The organism is Virgisporangium aurantiacum (genome assembly GCF_016863635.1).
In the GTDB taxonomy this organism is placed as follows: Bacteria; Actinomycetota; Actinomycetes; order Mycobacteriales; family Micromonosporaceae; genus Virgisporangium; species Virgisporangium aurantiacum.
Window position 1 is genome coordinate 398,505 of sequence record NZ_BOPG01000012.1, and the last position, 22,186, is coordinate 420,690.

The window sequence follows — 22,186 nt, forward strand, 5'->3', positions numbered from 1 at the left end:
ATGCGACACGGCCGGCTCCGGTTCCTCACCGGGGCGTTGATCCCACCCCTGGCGCTGTACGGGCTGTTCGTGCTGTGGCCCTACGCGCAGGCGTTCTACCTGGCGTTCACCGACTTCGACGGCGTGTCGGCCGACGTGAACCTGGTGTGGTTCGACAACTTCACGAGGCTGTGGGACGACCGGTTGTTCCGCGCCGGCCTGACGCACACCGCGCTGCTCGTCCTCGTCGTGCCGCCGCTGACCGTCGCGCTGGGACTGTTCCTCGCGGCGGCGACCAGGGTCGGCCGGGCGGCCCGCGCGTACCGGGTCGTGTACTTCTTCCCGCAACTGCTGTCGGTCGCGATCGTGGCGGTGCTGTGGCAGTTCGTCTACACGCCGAATTCGGGGCTGCTGAACGGTTTCCTGAACACGGTCGGCGTCGAGGGTCGCAGTTGGCTCGCGGAACCGGACCTCGCCCTGTGGTGCGTGACGGCCGCGATGATCTGGTCGGCGGTCGGGTTCTACGTGGTGCTGTTCGCCGCGGCGATGGACTCGATACCGGCGCACATCATCGAGGCCGCCCGCATCGACGGCGCCGGACCGGTCGAGCTGTTCTTCCGGATCACGCTGCCGCTGGTGTGGGACAGCGTGCAGGTGGCGTTCGTGTACCTCGGAATCCTGGCGCTGGACGGGTTCGCGCTCGTCCAGATCATGACGGTCGGCCCGGGCGGGCCGGACAACAGCACCGAGGTGATCGGGTTGACGCTGTACCGCGCCGCGTTCACGTACGGCCGCTTCGGCTACGCGTCGGCGATGGGTGTCGTGCTGTTCTTCCTCAGCCTGACCCTGGCCGTGCTCGCGATGCGGTTCAGCCGCCGGGAATCGGTGGAGCTGGCATGAGACGGTCCCTGGTGCATCTCGTGCTGCTCTTCTGGGCCGTCCTGGTGACGTTCCCGTTGCTGTGGGCCGTGGTCTCGTCGTTGAAGACCGACGAGGAGATCTTCGACAGCCCGTGGTCGCTTCCCGAGAGCCCGCAGTTCGACAACTGGGCGCGGGCGTGGGAGGCGGCGTCGATCGGGCGCTACCTGTTCAACACGGTGATCGTGGTCGGCGGCGCGCTCGTCCTCACCATGCTCGGCGGCGCGCTCGTCGCGTACTGCCTGGCCCGGTACCGGTTCCCCGGCAACCGGCTCATCTACTACACGCTCGTCGCCGGGATGCTGTTCCCGGTGTTCCTCGCGCTCGTCCCGCTGTTCTTCGTGGTCGACCAGCTCGGGCTGCTCGGCACGTACCACGGCCTGATCCTGGTGTACGCGGCGTACGCGTTGCCGTTCACGGTGTTCTTCCTGCACTCGTTCTTCCGCTCGCTGCCCGGCGAGGTGGCCGAGGCCGCGTTCCTCGACGGGTGCTCGCACGCGGGCGTGTTCTTCCGCGTCATGTTGCCGATGGCCCGTCCGGGGCTGCTCAGCGTCGGCATCTTCAACGTGGTCGGCCTCTGGAACCAGTACCTGCTGCCGCTCGCGCTCAACCCCGACCCCGACCGGTACGTGCTGGCACAGGGGCTGGCGTTCCTCGCCGTCAGCCAGGGCTACCGCAGCGACTGGAGCGGCCTGTTCGCCGGTCTGGTCATCGCGATGCTCCCCGTTCTCCTCGCCTATCTCCTCTTCCAACGGCAGATCCGGGCCGGCCTCACCGCAGGGGCGGTGAGATAGCGACCCGTCCGTTTGCACCTCCCCCGATTGGAGCAAAGGACGTGAGATCACCCCACCCCCTGGTCACCTCGCTGACCGCCACCATGGTGGCGCTCGCGGCCGGCACCGTCGCCGCCGCCGCGTTCGTCACCACCACTCCCAGCGTGGCCTTGGCCGCCGAGTGCCAGGCCCTGTTCGACGACTTCACCTACAGCGGCCCGGCCGATCCGCTCATCGGCCAGCGCGGCTGGACGGTGCGTACCAACGCCGGCGGGCCCGGCGTGCCCGGCGCGTCGTGGCCGGCGTCGAACGTGTCGTTCCCCACCGTCGACGGCGCGAAGTCGTTGCAACTGCAGGCTTCCACCGACGGCACCGGCGCCGGCACCAGCCAGGCCGAGTTCCTGCACCAACGCAAGTTCTTCGAGGGGACGTACGCGGCGCGCGTCAAGTTCGCCGACGCCCCGGTGACCGGCAACGACGGCGATCACCTCGTGGAGACGTTCTTCACGATCACCCCGCTGAACGCCCCGATGGACCCCGACTACGGCGAGATCGACTTCGAGTACCTGCCCAACGGCGGCTGGGGCGAGCCGAGCAACATCCTCTACGAGACCACGTGGGAGACCTACCGGCCCGACCCGTGGGAGGCCGTGAACACGCACGGCGAGCAGCGGCAGAGCTACAACGGCTGGCACGACCTGCAGTTCACGGTGTCGGCCGGGCACGTGCGGTACTACGTCGACGGCGCGCTCGTCGCCGACCACAGCGGCATCTACTACCCCGAGACGCCGATGTCGATCAACTTCAACCTCTGGTTCATCGACACCGCCACCCACTCCGGCGGCGTGTCGACGTACCGCCAGCAGATCGACTACCTGTACCACACCGTGAACGAGGCGCTCACCCCGGCGCAGGTCGCGTCGCGGGTGGCCGGGTTCCGGTCGACGGGCGTCGCGCACAAGGACACCGTCGGCAGCGGCGGGTCGTGCCCCCAGCCGTCGAACCCGGGCTCACCGTCGAACCCGGGATCGCCGTCCAACCCCGGATCGCCGTCGCAGAGCAACCCGGGCAACCCCGGCAACTGCTCCACCGCTCCACTGTGGACGATCTCCGGCCAGTACACCACCGGCGCCACGGTACGGTGGGAACGCAGCCGGAACGGTGACCCGAACGGCCCGAAGTCCGGCGACGGCGTGCACCTGTGGCGCGCCCGGTGGTGGACCCAGGGCAGCGAACCGGGCTGGACCGCGCAGTGGCAGGATCTCGGCCGCTGCTGAACGAGAGTCGGGGGCGGGTTTCCAGCCCGAAACCCGCCCCCTCCACGGAAACGGAAAGGGACCGGTGCTCGTCCTCGGTATCGACATCGGCGGCACGTCCACCCGCGCACTCGTGACCACCGTCGCCGGCGACCGGGTGGGCTTCGGGCGGGCCGGCGCCGGCAACCCCGTCACCGTGCCGGTCGACGAGGGCGCGTCGAACCTGCGAAGCGCGCTCGCCGCGGCACTGTCCGATGTGGACGTCGCAAGCATCGCGGCGGTGGTGGCCGGCGCCGCCGGCGCGGCGCACCCGGAACCGGTCGAGCGCGCGCTCCGCGCCGAAGGCATCCGCTGCCCGGTGCGCGTCGTCGGCGACGCCGTCACCGCGTTCGCCGCCGGCACCGACGAACCCGCCGGCACCGTCCTCATCGCCGGCACCGGCGCGGTCGCCGCCGCCGTCGACGGCGACCGCCTCGTCCGCACCGCCGACGGCCTCGGCTGGCTGCTCGGCGACCTCGGCTCCGCGTTCTGGATCGGCCGCGCGGCCGCCGTCGCCACCGCGAACCGGCGCTACGCCGGGGCGGCGACGAGCCCGCTCACCGACGCGGTGGCGGCGGCCCTGGAACCGGGCCCGCCGACCGGGGTGTCCACAGTGGACGGCGACGCGGTCGTCACCGCCGTCTACCGGCGCGAACCGCGGGAACTGGCCGCGCTGGCGCCGCTCGTCACGGCGGCCGCCGAGGCGGGCGACCCCGGCGCGGAAACAATCCTCGACGAGGCCGCCGCGCACCTGTTCGCGACGGTCTCGCGCGTCCGGACACCCGGCCCGCTCGTGCTCGCCGGCGGCGTGCTGCGCCACTGCGCGCCGGTGCGGCAGGGCCTGGTGAGCCGGCTGGGCCCGGAGGTGCGGATCAGCACCGCCCGCACCGGCGAGGAGGGCGCCGCCCGCCTCGCCGCGAGACTGCTAGCTCGATAGCGCCTTCTCCAGCTCGGACTTGCTCATGCTGGAGCGGCCCTTGATGTTCTTCTTCTTCGCCTCGTTGTAGAGCTGTTCCTTCGTGCGCCCCTGCGCGCCGGTGTGCGAGCGCTTGCCGCCGCGGTGACCCGACGACACGTCGTTCAACGACGACCTGCTCGCCGTGCGGGACTCGCCCGCCCGGGCGCGCTCCTTGTTCACCGTGCGCGCCGCGATCTCCGTGGCCCGCTTCTTCGGCACGCCGCGCTTCTGCGCGCTCTCCTTGATGTGCTCGTACTGGCGCTCACGCTTCGGACTCGATCCCGCCGGCATGACGACCTCCAACAGGTAGGCAACAGGCAGAGAGTTCCCGCAATGGACGCACTGAAACCGGTCAGGCAATCTCCAGAATCAGGTCGCCGCCCTCCACCTGCTGCACCTTGCCGATCGCCAGGCGCGTCACCGTGCCGCCGCGCTGGGCGGTGATCGCCGCCTCCATCTTCATCGCCTCGATCGTCGCAACCGTCTGGCCCTCGGCGACCACGTCACCCTCACCCACCTGCGGCGTCACCACGCCGGCGAACGGCGCCGCCAGGTGCGCCGGGTTCGCCCGGTCGGCCTTCTCGGCCGCCTTCACGTCGGTGTGGACGGACGTGTCCCGCACCGTCACCGTGCGCAGCTGCCCGTTGAGCGTGGCGAGCACCGTGCGGTAGCCGCGGGCGTCCGCCTCGCTGATCGCCTCCAAATGGATGATCAGCGTGACGCCCGGCTCCAGCGTCACCGTGTGCTCGATGTTGGACTCCAGCCCGTAGAAGAAGTCCTTGCTGAGGAGCACCGACGTGTCGCCGTACGAGTCGCGGTGCGCCGTGAACTCCTTCGTCGGACCGGGGAACAGCAGGTGGTTGAGCGTCGCGCGGCGGTTGTCGCGCAGGCCGGCGCGGTCGGCGTCGGTCAGTTCGGCACCGGGCCGGTGCGCCGGCCGGCCCGCCAGCGCCCGCGTGCGGAACGGCTCGGGCCAGCCGCCGGGCGGGTCGCCGAGCTCGCCGTTCAGGAACCCGACCACCGAGTCCGGGATGTCGAAGTGGCCCGGGTCCGCCTCGAAGTCCTCGGGACGCACACCGGCGCCCACGAGGTGCAGCGCCAGATCGCCCACCACCTTCGACGACGGGGTGACCTTCACCAGCCGCCCGAGCATCCGGTCGGCGGCCGCGTAGCAGTCCTCGATCAGCTCGAAGCTGTCGCCCAGCCCCAGCGCGATCGCCTGCTGCCGCAGGTTCGACAGCTGCCCACCCGGAATCTCGTGCGTGTACACCCGCCCGGTCGGCGACGCCAGCCCCGACTCGAACGGCGCGTACACCCGGCGCACCGCCTCCCAGTACGGCTCCAGGTCGCTCACCGCCTGCAACGACAGCCCGGTGTTCCGCTCCGTGTGGTCGGTCGCGGCCACCAGCGCCGACAGCGACGGCTGCGACGTCGTGCCGGCCATCGACGCCACGGCCGCGTCGACCGCGTCGACCCCGGCGTCGATCGCCGCGATCAGCGTGGCCAACTGCCCGCCCGGCGTGTCGTGGGTGTGCAGATGCACCGGCAGGTCGAACCGCTCCCGCAGCGCCGTCACCAGGCGGCGGGCGGCCGGCGGGCGCAGCAGCCCGGCCATGTCCTTGATCGCCAGCACGTGCGCACCCGCGTCGACGATCTGCTCGGCGAGACGCAGGTAGTAGTCCAGCGTGTAGAGCTTCTCCGCCGGGTCGCTCAGGTCACCGGTGTAGCAGAGGGCCACCTCCGCCACGGCCGTCCCGGTGGACCGGACCGCGTCGATCGCCGGCCGCATCTGGTTGACGTCGTTGAGCGCGTCGAAGATGCGGAAGATGTCCATGCCCGACGCGGCGGCCTCCTCGACGAAGGCCGACGTCACCTCGGTCGGGTACGGCGTGTACCCGACGGTGTTGCGCCCGCGCAGCAGCATCTGCGTGCACAGGTTCGGCACCGCCTCGCGCAGCGCGGCCAGCCGCTCCCACGGGTCCTCCGCGAGGAACCGCAGCGCGACGTCGTACGTGGCACCGCCCCAGCACTCCAGCGACAGCAGCTGCGGCGCGGTACGGGCCACGTACGGCGCGACGGCGAGCAGGTCCCGCGTCCGGACGCGGGTCGCGACGAGGCTCTGATGCGCGTCCCGGAAAGTCGTGTCGGTGACCGCGACCTTCGTTTCCGACCGCAACCACCGCGCGAAGCCCTCCGGGCCGAGCCTGCGCAGCAGTTGACGCGTGCCCTCGGCGGGTACGGCGTCGAGGTCGACCCGCGGCAGCTTGTCGACCGGTTCGATCACCTGCGGACGCGGGCCGTGCGGCCGGTTCACCGTGGTCTCGGCCAGGTAGGCGAGCATGCGGGAGGCGCGGTCGGCGCTCGGGCGGGTCTTGAGCAGGTGCGGGCGCTCGTCGATGAAGCTCGTGGTGACGCGGCCGGCGCGGAAGTCCGGATCGTCGAGGACGCCGGCCAGGAACGCCAGGTTCGAGGAGACGCCCCGGATGCGGAACTCCGCGATCGCCCTTCGTGCGCGGCGCACGGCGTTCGTGAAGTCGTGGCCGGTGCACGTGAGCTTGACGAGCATCGAGTCGAAATGGGCGCTGACCTCGGCACCCGTGTGGATCGTGCCGCCGTCGAGCCGCACGCCCGGCCCGCCCGGCGACCGGTACGCCGACACCGTGCCCACGTCGGGGCGGAAGCCGTTGGCCGGGTCCTCGGTGGTGATGCGGCACTGCAGGGCCGCGCCACTGACGGTGATCTGGTCCTGGGTGAGTTTCAGATCGGGCAAGGACATACCGGACGCGATGCGCAGCTGTGCGATCACCAGATCGCGCTCGGTCACCTGCTCGGTGACCGTGTGCTCCACCTGGATGCGCGGGTTCATCTCGATGAAGACGTGCCGACCGCTCGTGTCGAGCAGGAACTCCACCGTGCCCGCGTTGACGTAGCCGATCGCCCTCGCGAAGTTCACGGCGTCCTGGCAGATCCTCGCCCGGAGCTCGGGGTCCAGGTGCGGCGCCGGCGCGATCTCGACGACCTTCTGGTGCCGCCGCTGCACCGAACAGTCCCGCTCGTACAGGTGCGAGACGTTGCCCTGCGCGTCGGCGAGAATCTGCACCTCGATGTGGCGCGGGTCGACGACCGCCTGCTCCAGGAAGACCGTGCCGTCGCCGAACGCCGAGCGCGCCTCCCGCGAGGCCGCCTCGATGGACTCGCGCAGGTCGGCGGGGTCGCTGACCCGGCGCATGCCGCGCCCGCCGCCACCGGCGACCGCCTTGACGAAGATGGGGAAGCTAATGTCGTCCGCTTCTCTTATGAGTTCCTCGATGTCGTCACTTGGTTTTGACGACCTGAGGGTCGGAACCCCTGCCTCCCTCGCTTTTGCGACCGCGCGGGCCTTGTTACCGGTGAGGTGCAGGACGTCGGACGGCGGGCCGACGAAGATGATGCCGTGCTCGGCGCAGGCCGCGGCGAGATCCGGGTTCTCCGACAGGAAGCCGTAGCCCGGATAGACGGCGTCGGCACCGGCGAGCTTCGCCGCCCGGATGATCTCGTCGACGTCGAGGTACGCGCGCACCGGGTGGCCCCGCTCGCCGATGAGGTACGCCTCGTCGGCCTTGGCCCGGTGCAGCGAGTTGCGGTCCTCGTACGGAAACACCGCGACGGTGGAGATTCCCAGCTCATAGGCGGCACGGAACGCGCGGATCGCGATCTCGCCCCGGTTGGCGACCAGCATCTTGCGGAACGGTTGGCGCACTGTATCTGGGCCTCTCGGCTTCCCGGCGTGTGGGCCGGCCTACGGCGGTGGGGCCGAAGTTACCGGTTGACCTGCCCGGAGGCGATCGCTTGCACTGTGTTTCTCGTCTAGTACACCTGCGTGCAGCGGGACGTCGGCCCGGTCGGCGAGCCAGTGGGCGACGGCTGTGATCATCCGGCGCTGGCGCCAGCCCGCCATGATCGTCACCCGCTCCTCGTCGTCGAGCAGCGCGTGCAGCCGGACGTGCCCGGTGCGCGGCCTCCGGTCCAGCCCGAGCGCGACGACCCGTCCTCCGGGCGCCTCCAGCCGGCCGGGGCGCACCGTCCACCGGTGCGACGGGCGACGCCACAGCTGGTCCCCCACCTGCGTCCAGCGGAACGGCAGGCCGGGCGGCACCTCCCCCGCGAGCGCCTCCCCGATCGCCGTCGCCAGGGCTCTCCGCTCGGCCGGCGTACCCAGGTCGGTCACGGTGTGCTCGACCCCGTCGACGGTGCGGACGACCACCGCACGATCGAGCGTTCCGACCTCGACCACGTCCGACCGTTCCACGCAGGTGGGCTCGGCCCGGTCGTGCCGGCTCCAGCACAGGAACCGGTCGCCGAGCCACGCCCGGTCCTCGACCCGGCGCAGCTCCCGGTGGGCGTCGCGGGCCATCATCCGCCCGAGGGCCACGAACGCCGGTGCGATCACCAACCAGGTGATCAGGCCGGCCACGTCACCACCGTCCCGGTCGGGGACGACCGCGAAAAGCACCGACGGAAGCACGATCCAGAAGACACCCACGCCGGCGATCCCGATGCCAGCCCGCCGCTGGTCGACCAGTTCCCGCCGCCGCGTGCCGAGCCGGGTACGTCGCTGCTCGCCCCGCCGGGGCTCCCGGATCCGCCACATGTACGCAGTGTGGCGGACCCTGTCACCCGTTGCGAGGATCCCGCATCGATGTGGGGTGCCGCCGGGGGCGACCGCAACAACGTGGTGGTTCACCTGTGTTCTGGCACGGGCGATCAACCGCATTGTTGCGGTCGGCCACCCCGGCCGCTGCGAAGTCCACGGTCGACGGCGCCACACGCTCCTCGCCATCCTAGGAGGCTAGGCTGATTCCCTCGTTCCACAACAACGTGGTCATTTGTGCAGGTCATCGCCTGCTGAATCGACCACATTGTTGTGGGGGTGACTGTTCACCTGGTGGTTGCCGTGCCCGCCCCCACGAGTCGATCTTGCAGTTGTGCCCGCCCTTCCGCCGGAATTCTCCCGTTTTCCGGCGAGCACAACTGCAAGATCAGCGACGTTGTTGTGGAACGTCGCTCAGAACAGGTCGATCGCCTTGGCCAGGCCGGGGTCGCGGCCGTTGGACAGGTCAGCGGCGGTCAGCGGGGCGTAGTGATCCGGCGCGACGCCGACCGAGTTGACGATCTCGCGGTTCGCGGCGATCTCGTGGTACTTCGGCATCAGCAGCGCGCTGCCGTCGTCGAGCAGCCACGGCTCGGCCGGGCCGGACACGATGCCGGCCGTACGGGTGCCCACCAGCGTCCCCAGTTTGAGATCCTTCACCGCGCTGCTGAACGAGTCGCAGGCCGACGCGCAGTCGCGGTCGGTCAGGGCGACCAGTCGCAGGTTCACCAGTGGCACCGAGTCGTTCGTGCGGTTGGGCGTGCAGCGGTCGCGGATGTCGCACCAGTAGCTCGTCGTCCTTCCGTGCGCGAATGCGCCGGTCAGCCGCGCCACCTCGGCCGGGTCGCCGCCGCCGTTGCCGCGCAGGTCGAGGATGAGACCGCGCAGCGTGGCCTTCGTCCGCAGGTCGGCGATCGCGGCCAGCACCGAGTCGGTGACGCCGGGCCCGAAGCCCGTCACCTTCACGTAGGCGAGGTCGCCGTCGACGAGGCGCGCCTCCGCGGGCGGCTGCGTCGGCGGCCCGCTCGGCTCACTGCTGGGCTCATTGCTGGGATCGGGGCCGGGCGCGGGACCCGGCTGCTGCGTCACATTGATGGTGACCGTCCACGTGGCACCGGTCGCCGGGCGGCGCAGCGCCAACCGCAGCGTCCCCGGCGCACTCGTATTGGTGACCCAGCGGAGCACGCCGGGCACGACCTCGCCGTCGACGTACGGCGGGACGTCGTTGACCGTCAGGATCTCGTCACCGGCGTGGACACCGGCCGCCGCCGCGGGCGAACCCGCCGCGACCTCGGTGACCGACAGCGGCGCGGTCGCGACCGGGTCGGGGTCGACCGGCCCCCGCATGCCGTCGACCCGCAGTCCGGTGGTGTTCGCGATCATGCCGTTCGCGTAGTGGGCGTGGTTGTCGTGCAGCGCCTCGATCATCGCGCCGATGGCGGCGCGGGCCACGGCCTGCCGCACCGTGGCGTCGGCCGGAAGCTTCGCGACGAGCTGCTCGTAGGTGCGGCGGAAGGCGGCCCAGTCCTGGTCGCGCTTGCCGGTCAACGCGGGCAGCGTGGCGGTCGGCTGCTCCAGCCCGCGCCGTTGCAGTTCCTGGGTCACGGCGGTGAACGCGGGCACCAGCAGCGTGCGGGAGTCGAGGATCGGGCCCGTGACGTAGTTGTCGAAGACGCAGTGATAGGCCTGGCCGATCGTGGTCACCGAGGTCTCCCTGCGCTCCGGTGGATCGCCGGACGGTGTGGCGCACGCGGGCGGGCGCCCCGTCGCTGTCTCGGTGGCGAACACGGTGGTCGCGCCGTAGCCGATCAGCGCGGCCACGGCGGCGACGGTCACGGTGACCGCGAGCGGTCGTCGAGGATTCATGGCGGCAACTATCTCGGGGGCGTCGTAAGTCGGGGATAAACAGGTAGGTTCCACGGATGTACCGCAGCCCCACCCAGCGCGTGCTGACGCGCGCCGACCTCGACCGGTACGCCTCCGACGCGCTCGGCGTCGGGATCCGCGCCGCCACCGAGCTGTCCGGTGGTGGGTTCGCCGCCGTCTGGCGGCTCGACCTGGTCGACGGGCGCAGCGTCGTCCTCAAGCTCGGCCCGCCGCCGGAGACGCCGTTGCTACGGTACGAGGCCGACGTCATCGCGGCCGAGGCCGACTACTTCCGGCTGGTCGCCACGCACGCCCCGGCCGTGCCCGTCCCGACCGTGCTGTACCACGACGGCGACCTGCTGGTGACGACGCTGTTGCCGGGCACCGCCATCGAGCCGGGTTCGGCGCCGGAGGTGCGGCGGCAGCTCGGTGCGGCCGTGGCCGCCGTGCACACCATCACCGGCGACCGGTTCGGGTACCCGGGTTCCCGGTCCCACGCCGACAACTGGCCCGACGCGTTCGCCGCGATGATCGAGGACATCCTCGCCGACGCCGTCGACTGGGCCGTCGAGCTACCCGTCCCGCCCGACGCGATCCGCGCGGCCGTCGCCGCGCACCACGCCATTCTGTCCACTGTGGACCGTCCGGCGCTGCTGCACTTCGACCTGTGGGACGGGAACGTGCTCGCCGTGGGCGACCGGCTCACCGGCCTCGTCGACGGCGAGCGGTACCTCTACGGCGATCCGCTGCTCGACTTCGTCTCGCCGGCCGTTCTCCGGCGGATCGAGACCGAGCCGGAGCACCCGTTCGTGCTCGGCTACCACGGCGGGCCGATGACGGTCGACGACTCCACCCGCCGCCGGCTGGCGCTGTACCGCCTGCACCTGGATCTGCTCATGGTCGTCGAGATGCCGAGCCGCGGCATGACCGGCCCGGAGCACAAGCGCCGCGACGACCTCGTCCGTGCCCTCCTCGTCGAGGAGGTCGAGGCGCTCCGCTGACGTCAGCCGTGCCAGCTGCGCCACAGTTGCGCGTACGCGCCGCCGGCCTCCATCAACTCGTCGTGGCTGCCGAGTTCGGTGATCCGACCGGCTTCGAACACCGCGACCCGGTCGGCGTCGTGGGCGGTGTTCAGCCGGTGCGCGATCGCGATGACGGTGCGCCCGGCGAGCACCGCGCCCAGCGCCCGTTCGGTGCGGCGGGCGGTGGTCGGGTCGAGCGCCGCGGTCGCCTCGTCGAGGATGAGGATGTCGGGATCGGCGAGCACGATGCGCGCCAGCGCGATCTGCTGGACGTCGGCTGCGCCGAGGTCGGCCCCGCCGTCGCCGTACCGGGTGTCGAGGCCGTCGGGGAGGTCGTCGGCCCACTCGGCGCCGACCACGCGCAGGGCCTCGCGCAGGCTGTCGTCGGACGCGTCGGGGGCGGCGAACGAGAGGTTGTCGCGCAGCGTCCCGATGAACAGGTGGTGTTCCTGGGTGATCAGCGCGATCCGGCGCCGGCGGACCGCGGGCGGCAGGTCGGTGACCGGGCAGCCGCCGAGGCTGACCACGCCGGCGTTCGGCGCGTCGATGCCGGCGAGCAGCCGGGCCAGCGTCGACTTGCCGGCACCGGACGGCCCGACGATCGCCAGCCGCTCCCCCGGCACCACCGCGAGGTCGATGCCGTGCAGCACCTCGGGACCGTCGGCGTGGTACGAGAACCGGGCCCCGCGCACGACGAGGTCGCGACCGCCGGGCCGTTGCGCGGTGCCGGCCGACTCCGGTGGCACCTGCTCGACGCCGAGCACGCGGGCGAACGAGGCGAGCCCGCGCTGGGCCATCTCGATCCGTTGCAGCAACTGGTCGAGCGGGTCGATGGCCTGCTGCAGGTACAGGGCCGCGGCGACAACGGCGCCGAGCGTCACCGCGTCCCGGTGCAGCAGGAACCCGCCCACGACGAGCACCGCCGCGATCGGCGGCGCGTAACTGCCCTCGACGATCGGGAAGTACCTCGTCCGCAACCCGAGCGTCACCCGGCGACGCGCCCACAGCCGGCCGATGCTCGTGTGCCCGTGCCGGATCCGGTCGTCGGTGAGCCGCAACGCCTCCACCGTGCGGGCACCCTCGGCGGTGGTGGTGAGCGTGTCGGTCAGGTCGGCCAGCGCCGCGCCCTCGGCGATGTAGGCGGAACTGGCGCGGCGCAGGTACCAGCGGGTCGCCAGCGAGATCGGCAGCACCCCGACGAGCGACGCCAGGCCCAGCACCGGATGCAGCAGGAAGACCGCCACCAGCAACAGGATCAGCCGCACCACGCTCAGGAACACGACCGGCAGCACGTCGCGCACCGTCGTTCCCACCGTGGCGACGTCGACGGAACTGCGCGTGGCCAGGTCTCCGACGCCGACCCGTTCGACCACCGAGACCGGCAGCGCGAGCGTGCGCGTCACGAACCGCTCCCGCAGCCGGGCGATCGCGCGTTCCCCGAAGCGGTAGCCGGTGTACTGGGCGTACCGGGTCAGCAGCCCCTGCGCCAGAACACATCCGACGATCGCCAGGGCGAGCCGGTCCACAGTGGACGCACCGGCGCCGCCGACCACGTCGTCGACGATCTCGCCGACCAGCCACGGCACCGCGAGCGCGGCCACGGCCGCGGCGCCGTGCAGCGCCAGGACGACGGTGATCGCGCGACGGTCGAGGGCGACGAGCGCCAGCGCCGCCCGGCGCACGGTCGCGCGGTCGGCGACGGGCAACCGGCTCACGTCAGTGCCTCGTCGAGATCCCGTGCGACGAGCGCGCGGTAGTCGGGGTCGCGGTCGAGGAGGTCGGTGTGGGTGCCGGTGCCGGCGACCCGACCGGCGCGGAGGAACGCCACGGTGTCGGCGCGGCCGAGCAGCAGCGGCGAGGTGGTGACGAGGACCGTCGTCCGGCCGTCGCGTTTCGCCCGCAGCCGCTCGGCGATCCGGGCCTCGGTGTGCGCGTCGACGGCGGAGGTCGGGTCGACGAGGATCAGCACCTCCGGCTCGGCCAGCAGTGCCCGCGCGAGCCGCAGGCGCTGCCGCTGCCCGCCCGACAGCGTGCGCGCCCGGGCGTCGAGCGGCGTGGCGAGCCCCTCCGGCAACGCGTCGGCCACGTCGTCGGCCGACGCGGTGTGCAGGGCGGCGCGGATGTGCTCGTCACCCGTGTTCTCCTTCACGCTCAACAGCTCGCGCAACGTGCCGGCGAACAGGTACGACTCGTGGTCGGCGACGAGGATCCCGGCCCGCAGCTCCTCGAGCGCGATGTCGGCGAGGGGCACGCTGTCCCACGTCACCTCGCTTTTGACGCTTTCGGGTTGGAAGTGGCCGAGACGGTCCGCGAGCGCCGACGCCGCGGCCGGATCGTCGGCCGCGACGCCGACGACCACACCCGGGGGGACGACGAGCCCGCTGGCCGGATCCACCAGCTCGCCGCGCCGGGGCGCCGTCCGGGTGCCGCCGCCGGTGTTCTCCGGCTGGATGCGCAGCACGGCGACGATGCGGCGCGCCGCCACCCGCGCCCGGATCGCCTGGTGACCCATCTCGAGCATGAACCACACGGGGACGCTGAGCACCGCCACGTACCCGTAGACCGCGACCATCTCGCCGATCGTGATCGTGCCGTCGGCGGCCATCCGCGCCGACAGCCACACCACCGCGGCGAGGAAGAATCCCGGGATGGTGAACGTCAACGCCTCCACCCAGCTGTTGACCGCGCCGACGCGGTATCCCTTGCGCAGCAACCCTTTCGACACGGCGCCGTACCGCTCGTTGAACAACCCCCGCCCACCGACGCCGGCCAGCACCCGCAACCCCACGACGATGTCGCTGGCGCGGGTGGTCAACTGCCCCTGCTCGTGGCGGTAGGCCGACTCGGCCCGCTCCAGGCGGCGCAGCAACGGCGTCACGAGCACCGCGATCAGGGGGACGCCCACCAGCACGAACAACGCGAGCGCGGGCGCGACCGTCCACAGTAGATAGGCGACCGTCGCGAACGACGCGACCGCGCCGACACCGGGCCCGGTGGTGGTAAGAATGTGCGAGGTGTTCGTGATGTCGGCGGCCGTGACCGTGGCCACCTCACCGACCGCCATCCGGCGCGGCAGCGCCGCACCGAGCCGGGCCAGGTGCCGCAGCAGGACACCGGCGGACCGCCCGGTCGCGTCCTCCCGGACGAACGTCATGGTGCGGTGCCGGATGATGCCGAGGTACGCCAGAATCAGGCCGGCCACCACGATCGCGGCGGCCCACCGCAGGAGCGCGGCGGTATCGTCGGCGCGGAGACCGTCGTCGATCGCCCGCGACACGAGGTACGGCCGCACGGCGAGGCCCACCATCCAGGCGGTGCCGACAAGGCTGGCCCGCAGAATCCGCCACCGTTGCGACCGCACGAGCCACCACATGTAGCGCAGCGGCCCGGTGGTGGGCGGGACTCCCGGATCGAGGTGCGGGAGTCGGAGGGCCATCCGTCGACCCTACCGGCGGGGTACGGGTGGGTTCATCGTGTTTTGCGGCGGCGTGGGTCACATCGTCGCGGGCCGCTCTCTCGCCATCGCCTTACGCCGGCGCCGCCGGGCGACGACGGCGGCGTTCAACGCCGGCCAGAGCCGCAGCTTGGGCGAACTGTCCGCCGCGGCGAGCAGTTCGGCGAGGTCCGCCCGCTCCCCCGGCGGCACGAACGCAATGACGATTATCAGGGGCAGGACGGCGGTCAACATCTCCAGAGCGACGACCACGATCACCACCACCGCCACGACGAGGACCATGATCTCGGGACTCATCGCGTTACCCCGTGAGCGCAAGGACGGCGAGCACGAGGCACGCGGCCAGCACGATCGACAGGTTGGCGACTGCGGCGACCATAGCCTGCGCCAAAGCGAGGGCGGACGCGATCATCCGCCGCACCATCACTGTTGTCGTCCACGCGGTTGCCGCCACCGCCACAAGCAGGGTGAGCGCGGCTACACCGGGCCGCGACTCGACGCTGCATACAGTGAATAGCTCCAACTGGGTCCGAATTTGATCAATGTCCATGGTCTCTCCCGAGGTTCTGATCCACGGGTGGCGGGGGGCGCCGCTGGACGAGCCTCAAGTGTGAACCCGAAGTGCGTGAATGGCTATGCGCGGTTCACCAGGAGCGAATTTACTCCAACCACTTGCGTTTCAGCAGCACACGCCGTCTGATTGAGTGCAGACAGCGAGGTGGCGCGTCGCGATTTGGCATTGTGGGTTCAAGCCGTTAGCCTGCCGCAGTGAATAGTGATTCCGATATGCCGAATAACTTGTCCGAGGGCCGCACAGGCGCTCCGAAGATCACCCTTCTCACGAGTTCGTGCTCCGCCGGCACCTGCCCGACCGTCTTCACAACCGATCGGAACACCCTGGTGATTCAGGGCTACACCGTAAAGGCCCACGAGGTGGGTGTCGATCTGCCCGAGGGTGAGCATCTCATCGAGATCCCGGCTGATCTGCTGTTGGCAGCGGCGCGGGACCTCGGGTAGCGCCTCCGTCGCTACGCACCAGCAAACCAACGGAAGGGAGTGGGCCATGGCCGACAGGTCGGATCGCGGCCCACTCGAACCGCGGGTTCGGATACTCCTCGGCAGGACGGTCGCCAAGCACCGCCGACAGGCGGGGCTCACCGGTCACGAACTCGGCGCCGCTGTCGGGATGAGTCAGTCGAAAATCTCGCGTCTGGAGAGCGGGCGCGCGAACGTCACTCCGAGGGAAATCGGCAAATTGGCCAGCGCGCTCGGCATCCCAGAAAGCGAGCTCCGCCGGGTTCTCGACGAGCCGACGGACCGGGACCGGAATTCACACCAGGACCCCGCCCCGGGCCTGGTATCGCAACAGGACCGCATCGCGCAGATCGAGTCTTCGATGACGGCGATGCGCGAGTTCTCGCCGAATTTCGTCGTTGGGCTGCTACAGACCAGTGAATATGCGCGAGCCGTCGTGGCGAGTGTGCGGGCACTGCTGCACGAGAATGCCGACCCGGAAGACGAAACGGTCCTTCAACTGGTCGCGACCCGCATGGCGCGCCAGCGCATTCTGGCCGATGACGGCAAGAGATTCCACTTCATCATGGCTGAAGCGGTGCTGAGCAACCGAATCTGTCCCCCCGCACAGATGCTCGCGCAGTTGCAACGAATCGGGGAAGTATCCGCCCGCCACGCCAACGTCACGATCGCACTTGTTCCGCTCGCTGTACCCTGGCCATTCAGCAGCCCCAACTTCATGGTCTACGATGACTCGCACATCCTCGTCGATCTTCCGAACTTCGTACTATCCGGCGGCCTGGACGTCGCGTTGTACCGCCGGTTGTTTGAGATCATCGAGAAGAGCGCGACGACGGACATCAACCCGATCCTCGACAAGTACATCGACATGTACTACGACCTCGCGCGTCCTCGACGGGACTGACGCCCGTGCTCCACGCGTTGCAGCGGCGTCTCACCTACTTCCCCGACCGCACCACGCCGACGGTGCCCGACGACGTTCGGGACGTCACCCTCAGCACCTCCGACGGGTTGCGGCTCACCGCCTGGCAGGTCGAACCGTCCACAGGGGACGGTGCCGCGGTGCTCGTGGCACCCGGGAACGGCGGCAACCGGGCCGGTCGCCTTCCTTTCGCGCGACAGTTGGCGGCCGAAGGGCTCACCGTGCTCCTGCTCGACTACCGGGGCTACGGCGGCAACCCCGGCACCCCGTCGGAAGCGGGGCTCAGAAGCGATGTCCGCGCCGCCTGGGATCATCTCGCCGGGAGGTTCGATCGGGTCATCCTGTTCGGGGAGAGCCTCGGGGCCGCGGTGGTCGCCCGGCTCGCGACCGACGTCGCCCCGCACGGCGTCGTGCTCCGGTCGCCGTTCGCGTCGCTCGTGGAGGTCGGGCGGGCGCACTACCCGTTCCTGCCGGTCGGGGCGTTGCTGCGGGACCGCTTTCCGGTCGCGGACCTCGTGCCGCGGATCCACGCGCCGACGATCGTCGTCTACGGGACGCGGGACAGCGTGGTTCCGGCGGAGCAGAGTCGAAAAGTAGCCGACGCGGCGGCTGGGCTCGTCGACACGATCGTGGTCGACGGGGCGGATCACAACGACGCCGTGCTCTGCGCGGGCGGCGTCGTCGTCGGTGCGGTTCGGAGGCTGGTTTAGACGTACAGGGCGTCGTCGCCGGGGGAGGCGGAGCGGACGCAGGCGGCGAAGCCGTCGTAGAAGAACGGGATGTTGTCGGCCTCGTCGCCGGACAGGCGGCCGCGGGTCTTGTCCCACGTCAGCATCGCCACGCGGAACTCGGGCTCGCCGACCAGCAGTACCGGCGCGTTGCGCGCCTCGTACCACACGTAGCGACCGCCGTGGTTGCGGCGACCGACCTCGAGGATGTAGCAGCCGGTCTGCTCGGCGATGTCGGTGGCCAGGTCCTCGGTCATCCCGTCGACGTACTCCGCCGCCTCCGCCAGCATCTCCTCGATCACCGCGAGGCTGCCCTCCGAGTAGTCGAGCCGGTCGGGCCGGGTCGCGGCGATGCCGGCGGCCACGCGCTGGACCTCGTCGGCAAGATCGTCACTCATTCAGACGAGTATGCCCCGGCGATGCGGCGCAGAAACTGCCGGGTGCGCGGGTCGCGCGGCGCGTCGAGCAGCTCGGCGGGCGGGCCGGACTCGAGGATGCGGCCGCCGTCGAGGAAGCAGACGCGGTCGGCGACCTGTCGGGCGAAGCTCATCTCGTGGGTCGCGATGACCATCGTGACGCCCTGGCCGCGCAGTTCGCCGACCAGGGCGAGCACCTCCCCCACCAGCTCCGGGTCGAGCGCCGACGTGATCTCGTCGAGCAGCAGCAGGCGCGGCTCGTTCATCAGGGCCCGCACGATCGCCACCCGCTGCTGCTGCCCGCCGGACAGCCGGTCGGGGTACGACGACGCCTTGTCGGCAAGGCCGACCCGGTCGAGCATCGCCCGGGCGTGCTCCTCCGCGGACGCGCGCGCCCGGCTGTGCACGAGGCGCGGCGCGAGCGTCACGTTGTCGAGGACGCTCAGGTGCGGGAACAGGTTGAACGACTGGAACACGATGCCGATGCGCCGACGCACCCGGTCGACGTTCACGCGGGGGTCGGTGATGTCCTCACCGTCCAACCGGATGACGCCGTCGTCGACGGTCTCCAGCAGGTTGACGCAGCGCAGCAGCGTTGACTTCCCCGACCCCGACGCCCCGATCAGCACGACCACCTCGTGCTCGGAAACGGACAGCGACAGGTCGTCGAGCACCACCGTGGTGCCGAACACCTTGCGGACGCCGGTCATCGACAGAACGGGACCCGTCATGAACCCTGCCTCCGCGCCGCCCGAAGCGTGATCCAGTCGGTGACCGCGATCAGCGGGATCGCCAGCAGCACGAACAGCGCCCCGGCAACCACGTACGGCGTGAAGTTGTACGTCTCCGCGGTCTGGATCTGCGCGGCCCGGATCGCGTCGACCGGGCCGGCGAGCGAGATCAGCCCGACGTCCTTCTGCATCGCCACGAGGTCGTTGAGCATCGGCGGGGTGACCCGGCGCACCGCCTGCGGCAGCACGACGTGCCGCAGCGTCCGCCCGTAGCTCAGCCCCAGCGACCGCGCCGCCGCCCACTGCGACGGGTGCACCGACTCGATGCCGGCCCGGAACACCTCGGCCAGGTACGCCCCGTAGACGATCACCAGCGCCGCCCCGCCCAGCACGAGCACCGACGGCGTGCCGCTCAGCCGCAGCCCGGGAATCCCGAACGTGAACAGGTACAGCACGATGATCAGCGGCGCGCCCCGGAACACGTACGTGTACGAGGTGGCCAGTGCCCGCAACGGAAAGAACACGGCGGGACGCAGGGTTCGCAGCAACGCCATGCCCAGCCCGAGCAGCAGCGCGCCGATCGCGCAGAACACCAGCAGCCGGATGTTCAGCCACAGCCCGCGCAGGATGTCGGGCAGCGCCGCGCGGGCGGCCTCCGGGTCGAGGAAGCTCTCCTTGACGCGGTCCCACCCGGGCGAGCCGGTGACGGCGACCACCAGCACCACGCCCAGCACGAGCGTCGACACCGCCGCGACGACGACCGACCGCACGGTCTGCCGCCGCCGGTAGGCGATCCGGTCGAGCTGAACCCGGCTCGGCGTGTAGCTCACGAAAGAACCGGTGCGCCACTCACACCGGCGAGCCACTCCTTCTCCAGGTTCGCCAACGTGCCGTCGGACTTGAGCGCGGTGACCGCCTGCGAGACGCACGCCGTCAACGACGATCCCTTGTCGAGCACCAGCCCGAACTGCTCCGGCGTACCCGACGGCTGCGGCAACTGCCCGACGATCGTCGCGTCGTCGATCTCCGCCGACGTGATGTAGAACGCCGTCGGCAGGTCGACCACGAGGCCGTCGATCTGGCCGTTCTGCAGCGCCTTCTTGGCGTCGTCGTTGTTGTTGTAGACCTGCGGCTGCGCGGTCGGCTTCACCGACTCGGTGATCGCGCGAAGGCTGGTGGTGCCCACCTGCGCGCCGAGTTTGGCGCCACGCAGGTCGGCCAGTGCCTTCGTCCCCGAAAGCTTGTTGCTCTTCAGGGCGATCACCGCCTGCGTCACGTCGTAGTAGGGCGCCGAGAAGTCCACCGCCTGCTTGCGCTCGTCGGTGATGGAAAATTCATTGATGTCGACGTCGTAGGTCTTCGGCCCGGGCGCGATCGCGTTGTTGAAGGGGACCCGCACCCAGACGACCGCGTCGTCGGCATAGCCGAGCTTCTTCGCCAGCGCCTTGGCGACGGCGCCCTCGAAGCCCTTGCCGTTGTCGGGCTTGTTGTCGTCGAACCACGGCGGGTACACCGGGTCGTCGGTGCCGAACGTCAGCTTGCCCGCGGTGAGCGTCTTCAGGTCGGCGGGCGCGCACGCGGCGCCGGTGGATGCCGCGGTGCCGGAGTCGTCGGACTCGTCGGCCGGCGCGCACGCGGCCAGCCCGGCCACCACCAGAGCGGCGGTCGCGAGACGAAGGGTTCGCATTCCCCCAGGTTATCCCACTGATCCGGTAGGAATAAAGATCAATAGAGGACGATCACAGAGCGCCGCCCGGTGGTGGTCACGCCCACCCCGACCAGTTGATGGCGCGCGTTTGTGGATCTTGGACTCGCCGCGGGCCCAGAACCCCGTCAGGAGTCCAAGATCCGCGAAGCGGGCGCGCACCGGCGGGTTGACGGGACGGAATGTTATCGTTCACAGTATCCATCGAGCGTCGTCTATTAGAAGCGTGCGGGGCGGGCGGAGGCCTGATGGAACACCGGGCATGGTGGAAGCGGATCGCCGCCGTCACCGTCACGATCGTCGTCGCCGCGTTGGGGGGCGTCGCCGCGCTGCCGTCGGGTGCGTCGGCCGCCACGGTGGACACCGCCGCGTCGTACGTGGTGGTGAACCGCAACAGTGGCAAGGCGTTGGACGTCTACAACCTTGCCACCACCGACGGCGCCGCCATCAACCAGTACACCCGCAACGACGGGGCATGGCAGCAGTGGCAGTTCGTCGACTCCGGCGGCGGGTGGTACCGGCTGCGGAGCCGCCACAGCGGCAAGGTGCTCGACCTGCCGACCACCGCCGACGGCATCCAGCTCGTGCAGTATGCCGACCGCAACGACGCCCGCCAGCAGTTCCGGCTCGCCGATTCGGCCGGCGGCTACGTGCGTCTGATCAACCGCAACAGCGGCAAGGCACTGGACGTCTGGGAGTGGTCGACCGCCGACGGTGCCCGGGTGTCGCAGTACCAGGACCTCGACGGCGCCAACCAGCAGTGGCAGCTCGTCAAGATAGCGGCCGGGACCTTCACCAACCCCATCAAGCGCAACGGCCCCGACCCGTGGCTGCAGTACCACAACGGCAACTACTACCTCGCCACCACCACGTGGAACTCGACGATCACGATGCGCCGCTCCGCCACGCTCGCCGGGCTCGCGACCGCGGCGGACACGGTGGTGTTCAACCTCGCCGGGCGCGCGAACGGTTGCTGCAACATGTGGGCGCCGGAGTTCCATCTGATCAACAACCGGTGGTACCTGTACTACGTCGCCGGCCAGAACGTCTCCGACTACAACCCGACGCAGCGGTTGCACGTCCTGGAGAGCGCCGGCACCGATCCGATGGGGCCGTACGCGTTCAAGGCCGACCTCGGCTCCGACTGGCAGCTCGACGCCAGCATCCTCCGGGTCGGCGGCAACCTCTACCTGATGGGCACCTACGGGGGTGACGGCGCCGGGCAGAGCAACTTCATCCAACGCCTGTCGAACCCGTGGACGCTCAGCGGGTCGCGGGTGCGGCTCAGCTCGCCGACGCTGAGCTGGGAACGGCAGACCGCGCCGGTCAACGAGGGACCCGAGGCGCTGTACCACAACGGGCGGGTGATGGTCGTCTACTCCGCCTCCGCCTGCTGGGGACCCGACTACAAGCTCGGCCTGCTCACGCTCACCGGCACCGACCCGATGACCCCCGCACACTGGACCAAATCGCCCAACCCGGTGTTCCAGCGCAGCGACGCGAACGGCGTCTTCGCACCGGGTCACAACGGGTTCTTCACGTCGCCGGACGGCACCGAGGACTGGATCGTCTACCACGCCAACGACTCGGCGGGCGGCGGCTGCGACATGAACCGGTCGACCCGGGCGCAGAAGTTCACCTGGAACGCCGACGGCACGCCGAACTTCGGCACGCCGGTGCGGCTCGGTGTCACGTTGACGGCACCGTCAGGAGAAATACGGTGACGACATTGTCACCCTCCGGGTAGCGGTGGG

At 70.5% G+C, this 22,186-nt stretch carries 21 protein-coding genes; 9 read left to right on the forward strand and 12 right to left on the reverse strand.

Going from position 1 to position 22,186, the window contains the following annotated elements:
* From Vau01_RS10675 to Vau01_RS10690, 4 genes are all read left to right on the forward strand, one after another.
* Positions 1–879, forward strand: a complete 879-nt coding sequence (locus tag Vau01_RS10675; RefSeq protein ID WP_203990078.1) for a carbohydrate ABC transporter permease — start codon at positions 1–3, stop codon at positions 877–879.
* Complete coding sequence (locus tag Vau01_RS10680) at positions 876–1,691, forward strand: carbohydrate ABC transporter permease (RefSeq protein ID WP_203990080.1); 816 nt, start codon at positions 876–878, stop codon at positions 1,689–1,691. Before Vau01_RS10675 ends, Vau01_RS10680 begins: the two co-directional genes overlap by 4 nt.
* A gap of 41 nt (positions 1,692–1,732) precedes the next feature.
* A complete protein-coding gene (locus tag Vau01_RS10685; protein ID WP_239151477.1) occupies positions 1,733–2,947 on the forward strand; it encodes a family 16 glycosylhydrolase in 1,215 nt (404 codons plus the stop codon).
* A gap of 64 nt (positions 2,948–3,011) precedes the next feature.
* On the forward strand, positions 3,012–3,902 hold the full coding sequence (locus tag Vau01_RS10690) for an N-acetylglucosamine kinase (protein ID WP_203990082.1): 891 nt from the start codon (positions 3,012–3,014) through the stop codon (positions 3,900–3,902).
* Here the strand turns inward: Vau01_RS10690 and Vau01_RS10695 are convergent.
* The 4 genes from Vau01_RS10695 to Vau01_RS10710 all read right to left on the reverse strand — a co-directional run bounded on the left by Vau01_RS10695 (position 3,891) and on the right by Vau01_RS10710 (position 10,419).
* Entirely contained in the window at positions 3,891–4,214 is a 324-nt protein-coding gene (locus Vau01_RS10695; RefSeq protein WP_203990085.1) for a plasmid stabilization protein, read from the reverse strand. The two genes, Vau01_RS10690 and Vau01_RS10695, sit on opposite strands and share 12 nt — an antisense overlap.
* A 61-nt stretch (positions 4,215–4,275) precedes the next feature.
* Positions 4,276–7,662: a pyruvate carboxylase gene (locus tag Vau01_RS10700; protein ID WP_275423932.1), complete on the reverse strand. Its 3,387-nt coding sequence runs from the start codon at positions 7,660–7,662 to the stop codon at positions 4,276–4,278.
* 39 nt (positions 7,663–7,701) lie between these two features.
* Complete coding sequence (locus Vau01_RS10705) at positions 7,702–8,553, reverse strand: hypothetical protein (RefSeq protein WP_203990095.1); 852 nt, start codon at positions 8,551–8,553, stop codon at positions 7,702–7,704.
* Between the two features lie 414 nt (positions 8,554–8,967).
* Complete coding sequence (locus Vau01_RS10710; RefSeq protein WP_203990097.1) at positions 8,968–10,419, reverse strand: S41 family peptidase; 1,452 nt, start codon at positions 10,417–10,419, stop codon at positions 8,968–8,970.
* A 56-nt stretch (positions 10,420–10,475) separates the two neighbouring features.
* Here Vau01_RS10710 and Vau01_RS10715 point away from each other — a divergent pair, with 56 nt between their 5' ends.
* Positions 10,476–11,420, forward strand: a complete 945-nt coding sequence (locus Vau01_RS10715) for an aminoglycoside phosphotransferase family protein (RefSeq protein WP_203990099.1) — start codon at positions 10,476–10,478, stop codon at positions 11,418–11,420.
* 2 nt (positions 11,421–11,422) lie between these two features.
* On the opposite strand, the gene Vau01_RS10720 is transcribed toward Vau01_RS10715, so the two are convergent.
* From Vau01_RS10720 to Vau01_RS10735, 4 genes are read right to left on the reverse strand one after another with little or no spacing between them, the layout of a single operon-like run.
* Entirely contained in the window at positions 11,423–13,156 is a 1,734-nt protein-coding gene (locus Vau01_RS10720; RefSeq protein WP_203990101.1) for an ABC transporter ATP-binding protein, read from the reverse strand.
* The gene (locus tag Vau01_RS10725; RefSeq protein ID WP_239151478.1) at positions 13,153–14,877 is read right to left on the reverse strand and encodes an ABC transporter transmembrane domain-containing protein; all 1,725 of its coding nucleotides are present in this window, start codon (positions 14,875–14,877) and stop codon (positions 13,153–13,155) included. Before Vau01_RS10725 ends, Vau01_RS10720 begins: the two co-directional genes overlap by 4 nt.
* 57 nt (positions 14,878–14,934) lie before the next feature.
* On the reverse strand, positions 14,935–15,192 hold the full coding sequence (locus Vau01_RS10730) for a hypothetical protein (protein ID WP_203990102.1): 258 nt from the start codon (positions 15,190–15,192) through the stop codon (positions 14,935–14,937).
* Positions 15,193–15,196: 4 nt separating this feature from the next.
* Positions 15,197–15,445 (reverse strand): hypothetical protein, encoded by a 249-nt coding sequence (locus Vau01_RS10735; protein ID WP_203990104.1) that lies wholly within the window; start codon positions 15,443–15,445, stop codon positions 15,197–15,199.
* A gap of 218 nt (positions 15,446–15,663) precedes the next feature.
* Between Vau01_RS10735 and Vau01_RS10740 the strand changes: the two genes are divergently transcribed.
* Genes Vau01_RS10740 through Vau01_RS10750 form a run of 3 tightly spaced genes read left to right on the forward strand, consistent with a single transcriptional unit; the run spans position 15,664 to position 17,562 of the window.
* Positions 15,664–15,912 (forward strand): hypothetical protein, encoded by a 249-nt coding sequence (locus Vau01_RS10740; protein WP_239151479.1) that lies wholly within the window; start codon positions 15,664–15,666, stop codon positions 15,910–15,912.
* A 46-nt stretch (positions 15,913–15,958) separates the two neighbouring features.
* Positions 15,959–16,834, forward strand: a complete 876-nt coding sequence (locus Vau01_RS10745; RefSeq protein ID WP_203990106.1) for a helix-turn-helix domain-containing protein — start codon at positions 15,959–15,961, stop codon at positions 16,832–16,834.
* Positions 16,835–16,839: 5 nt separating this feature from the next.
* Positions 16,840–17,562, forward strand: a complete 723-nt coding sequence (locus tag Vau01_RS10750) for an alpha/beta hydrolase (RefSeq protein WP_239151480.1) — start codon at positions 16,840–16,842, stop codon at positions 17,560–17,562.
* On the opposite strand, the gene Vau01_RS10755 is transcribed toward Vau01_RS10750, so the two are convergent.
* The 4 genes from Vau01_RS10755 to Vau01_RS10770 are packed head-to-tail and all read right to left on the reverse strand — an operon-like array spanning position 17,559 to position 20,414.
* Entirely contained in the window at positions 17,559–17,978 is a 420-nt protein-coding gene (locus tag Vau01_RS10755; RefSeq protein WP_203990108.1) for a hypothetical protein, read from the reverse strand. The two genes, Vau01_RS10750 and Vau01_RS10755, sit on opposite strands and share 4 nt — an antisense overlap.
* Complete coding sequence (locus tag Vau01_RS10760; protein ID WP_203990110.1) at positions 17,975–18,727, reverse strand: amino acid ABC transporter ATP-binding protein; 753 nt, start codon at positions 18,725–18,727, stop codon at positions 17,975–17,977. The genes Vau01_RS10755 and Vau01_RS10760 overlap by 4 nt, the downstream gene beginning before the upstream one ends.
* Positions 18,724–19,557, reverse strand: a complete 834-nt coding sequence (locus Vau01_RS10765; protein ID WP_203990112.1) for an amino acid ABC transporter permease — start codon at positions 19,555–19,557, stop codon at positions 18,724–18,726. The genes Vau01_RS10760 and Vau01_RS10765 overlap by 4 nt, the downstream gene beginning before the upstream one ends.
* A complete protein-coding gene (locus Vau01_RS10770; protein WP_203990114.1) occupies positions 19,554–20,414 on the reverse strand; it encodes an ABC transporter substrate-binding protein in 861 nt (286 codons plus the stop codon). The genes Vau01_RS10765 and Vau01_RS10770 overlap by 4 nt, the downstream gene beginning before the upstream one ends.
* 266 nt (positions 20,415–20,680) lie before the next feature.
* Here Vau01_RS10770 and Vau01_RS10775 point away from each other — a divergent pair, with 266 nt between their 5' ends.
* Positions 20,681–22,156, forward strand: coding sequence for a family 43 glycosylhydrolase (locus Vau01_RS10775; RefSeq protein ID WP_203990128.1), 1,476 nt, complete (start codon positions 20,681–20,683; stop codon positions 22,154–22,156).
* Positions 22,157–22,186 lie beyond the last annotated feature (30 nt).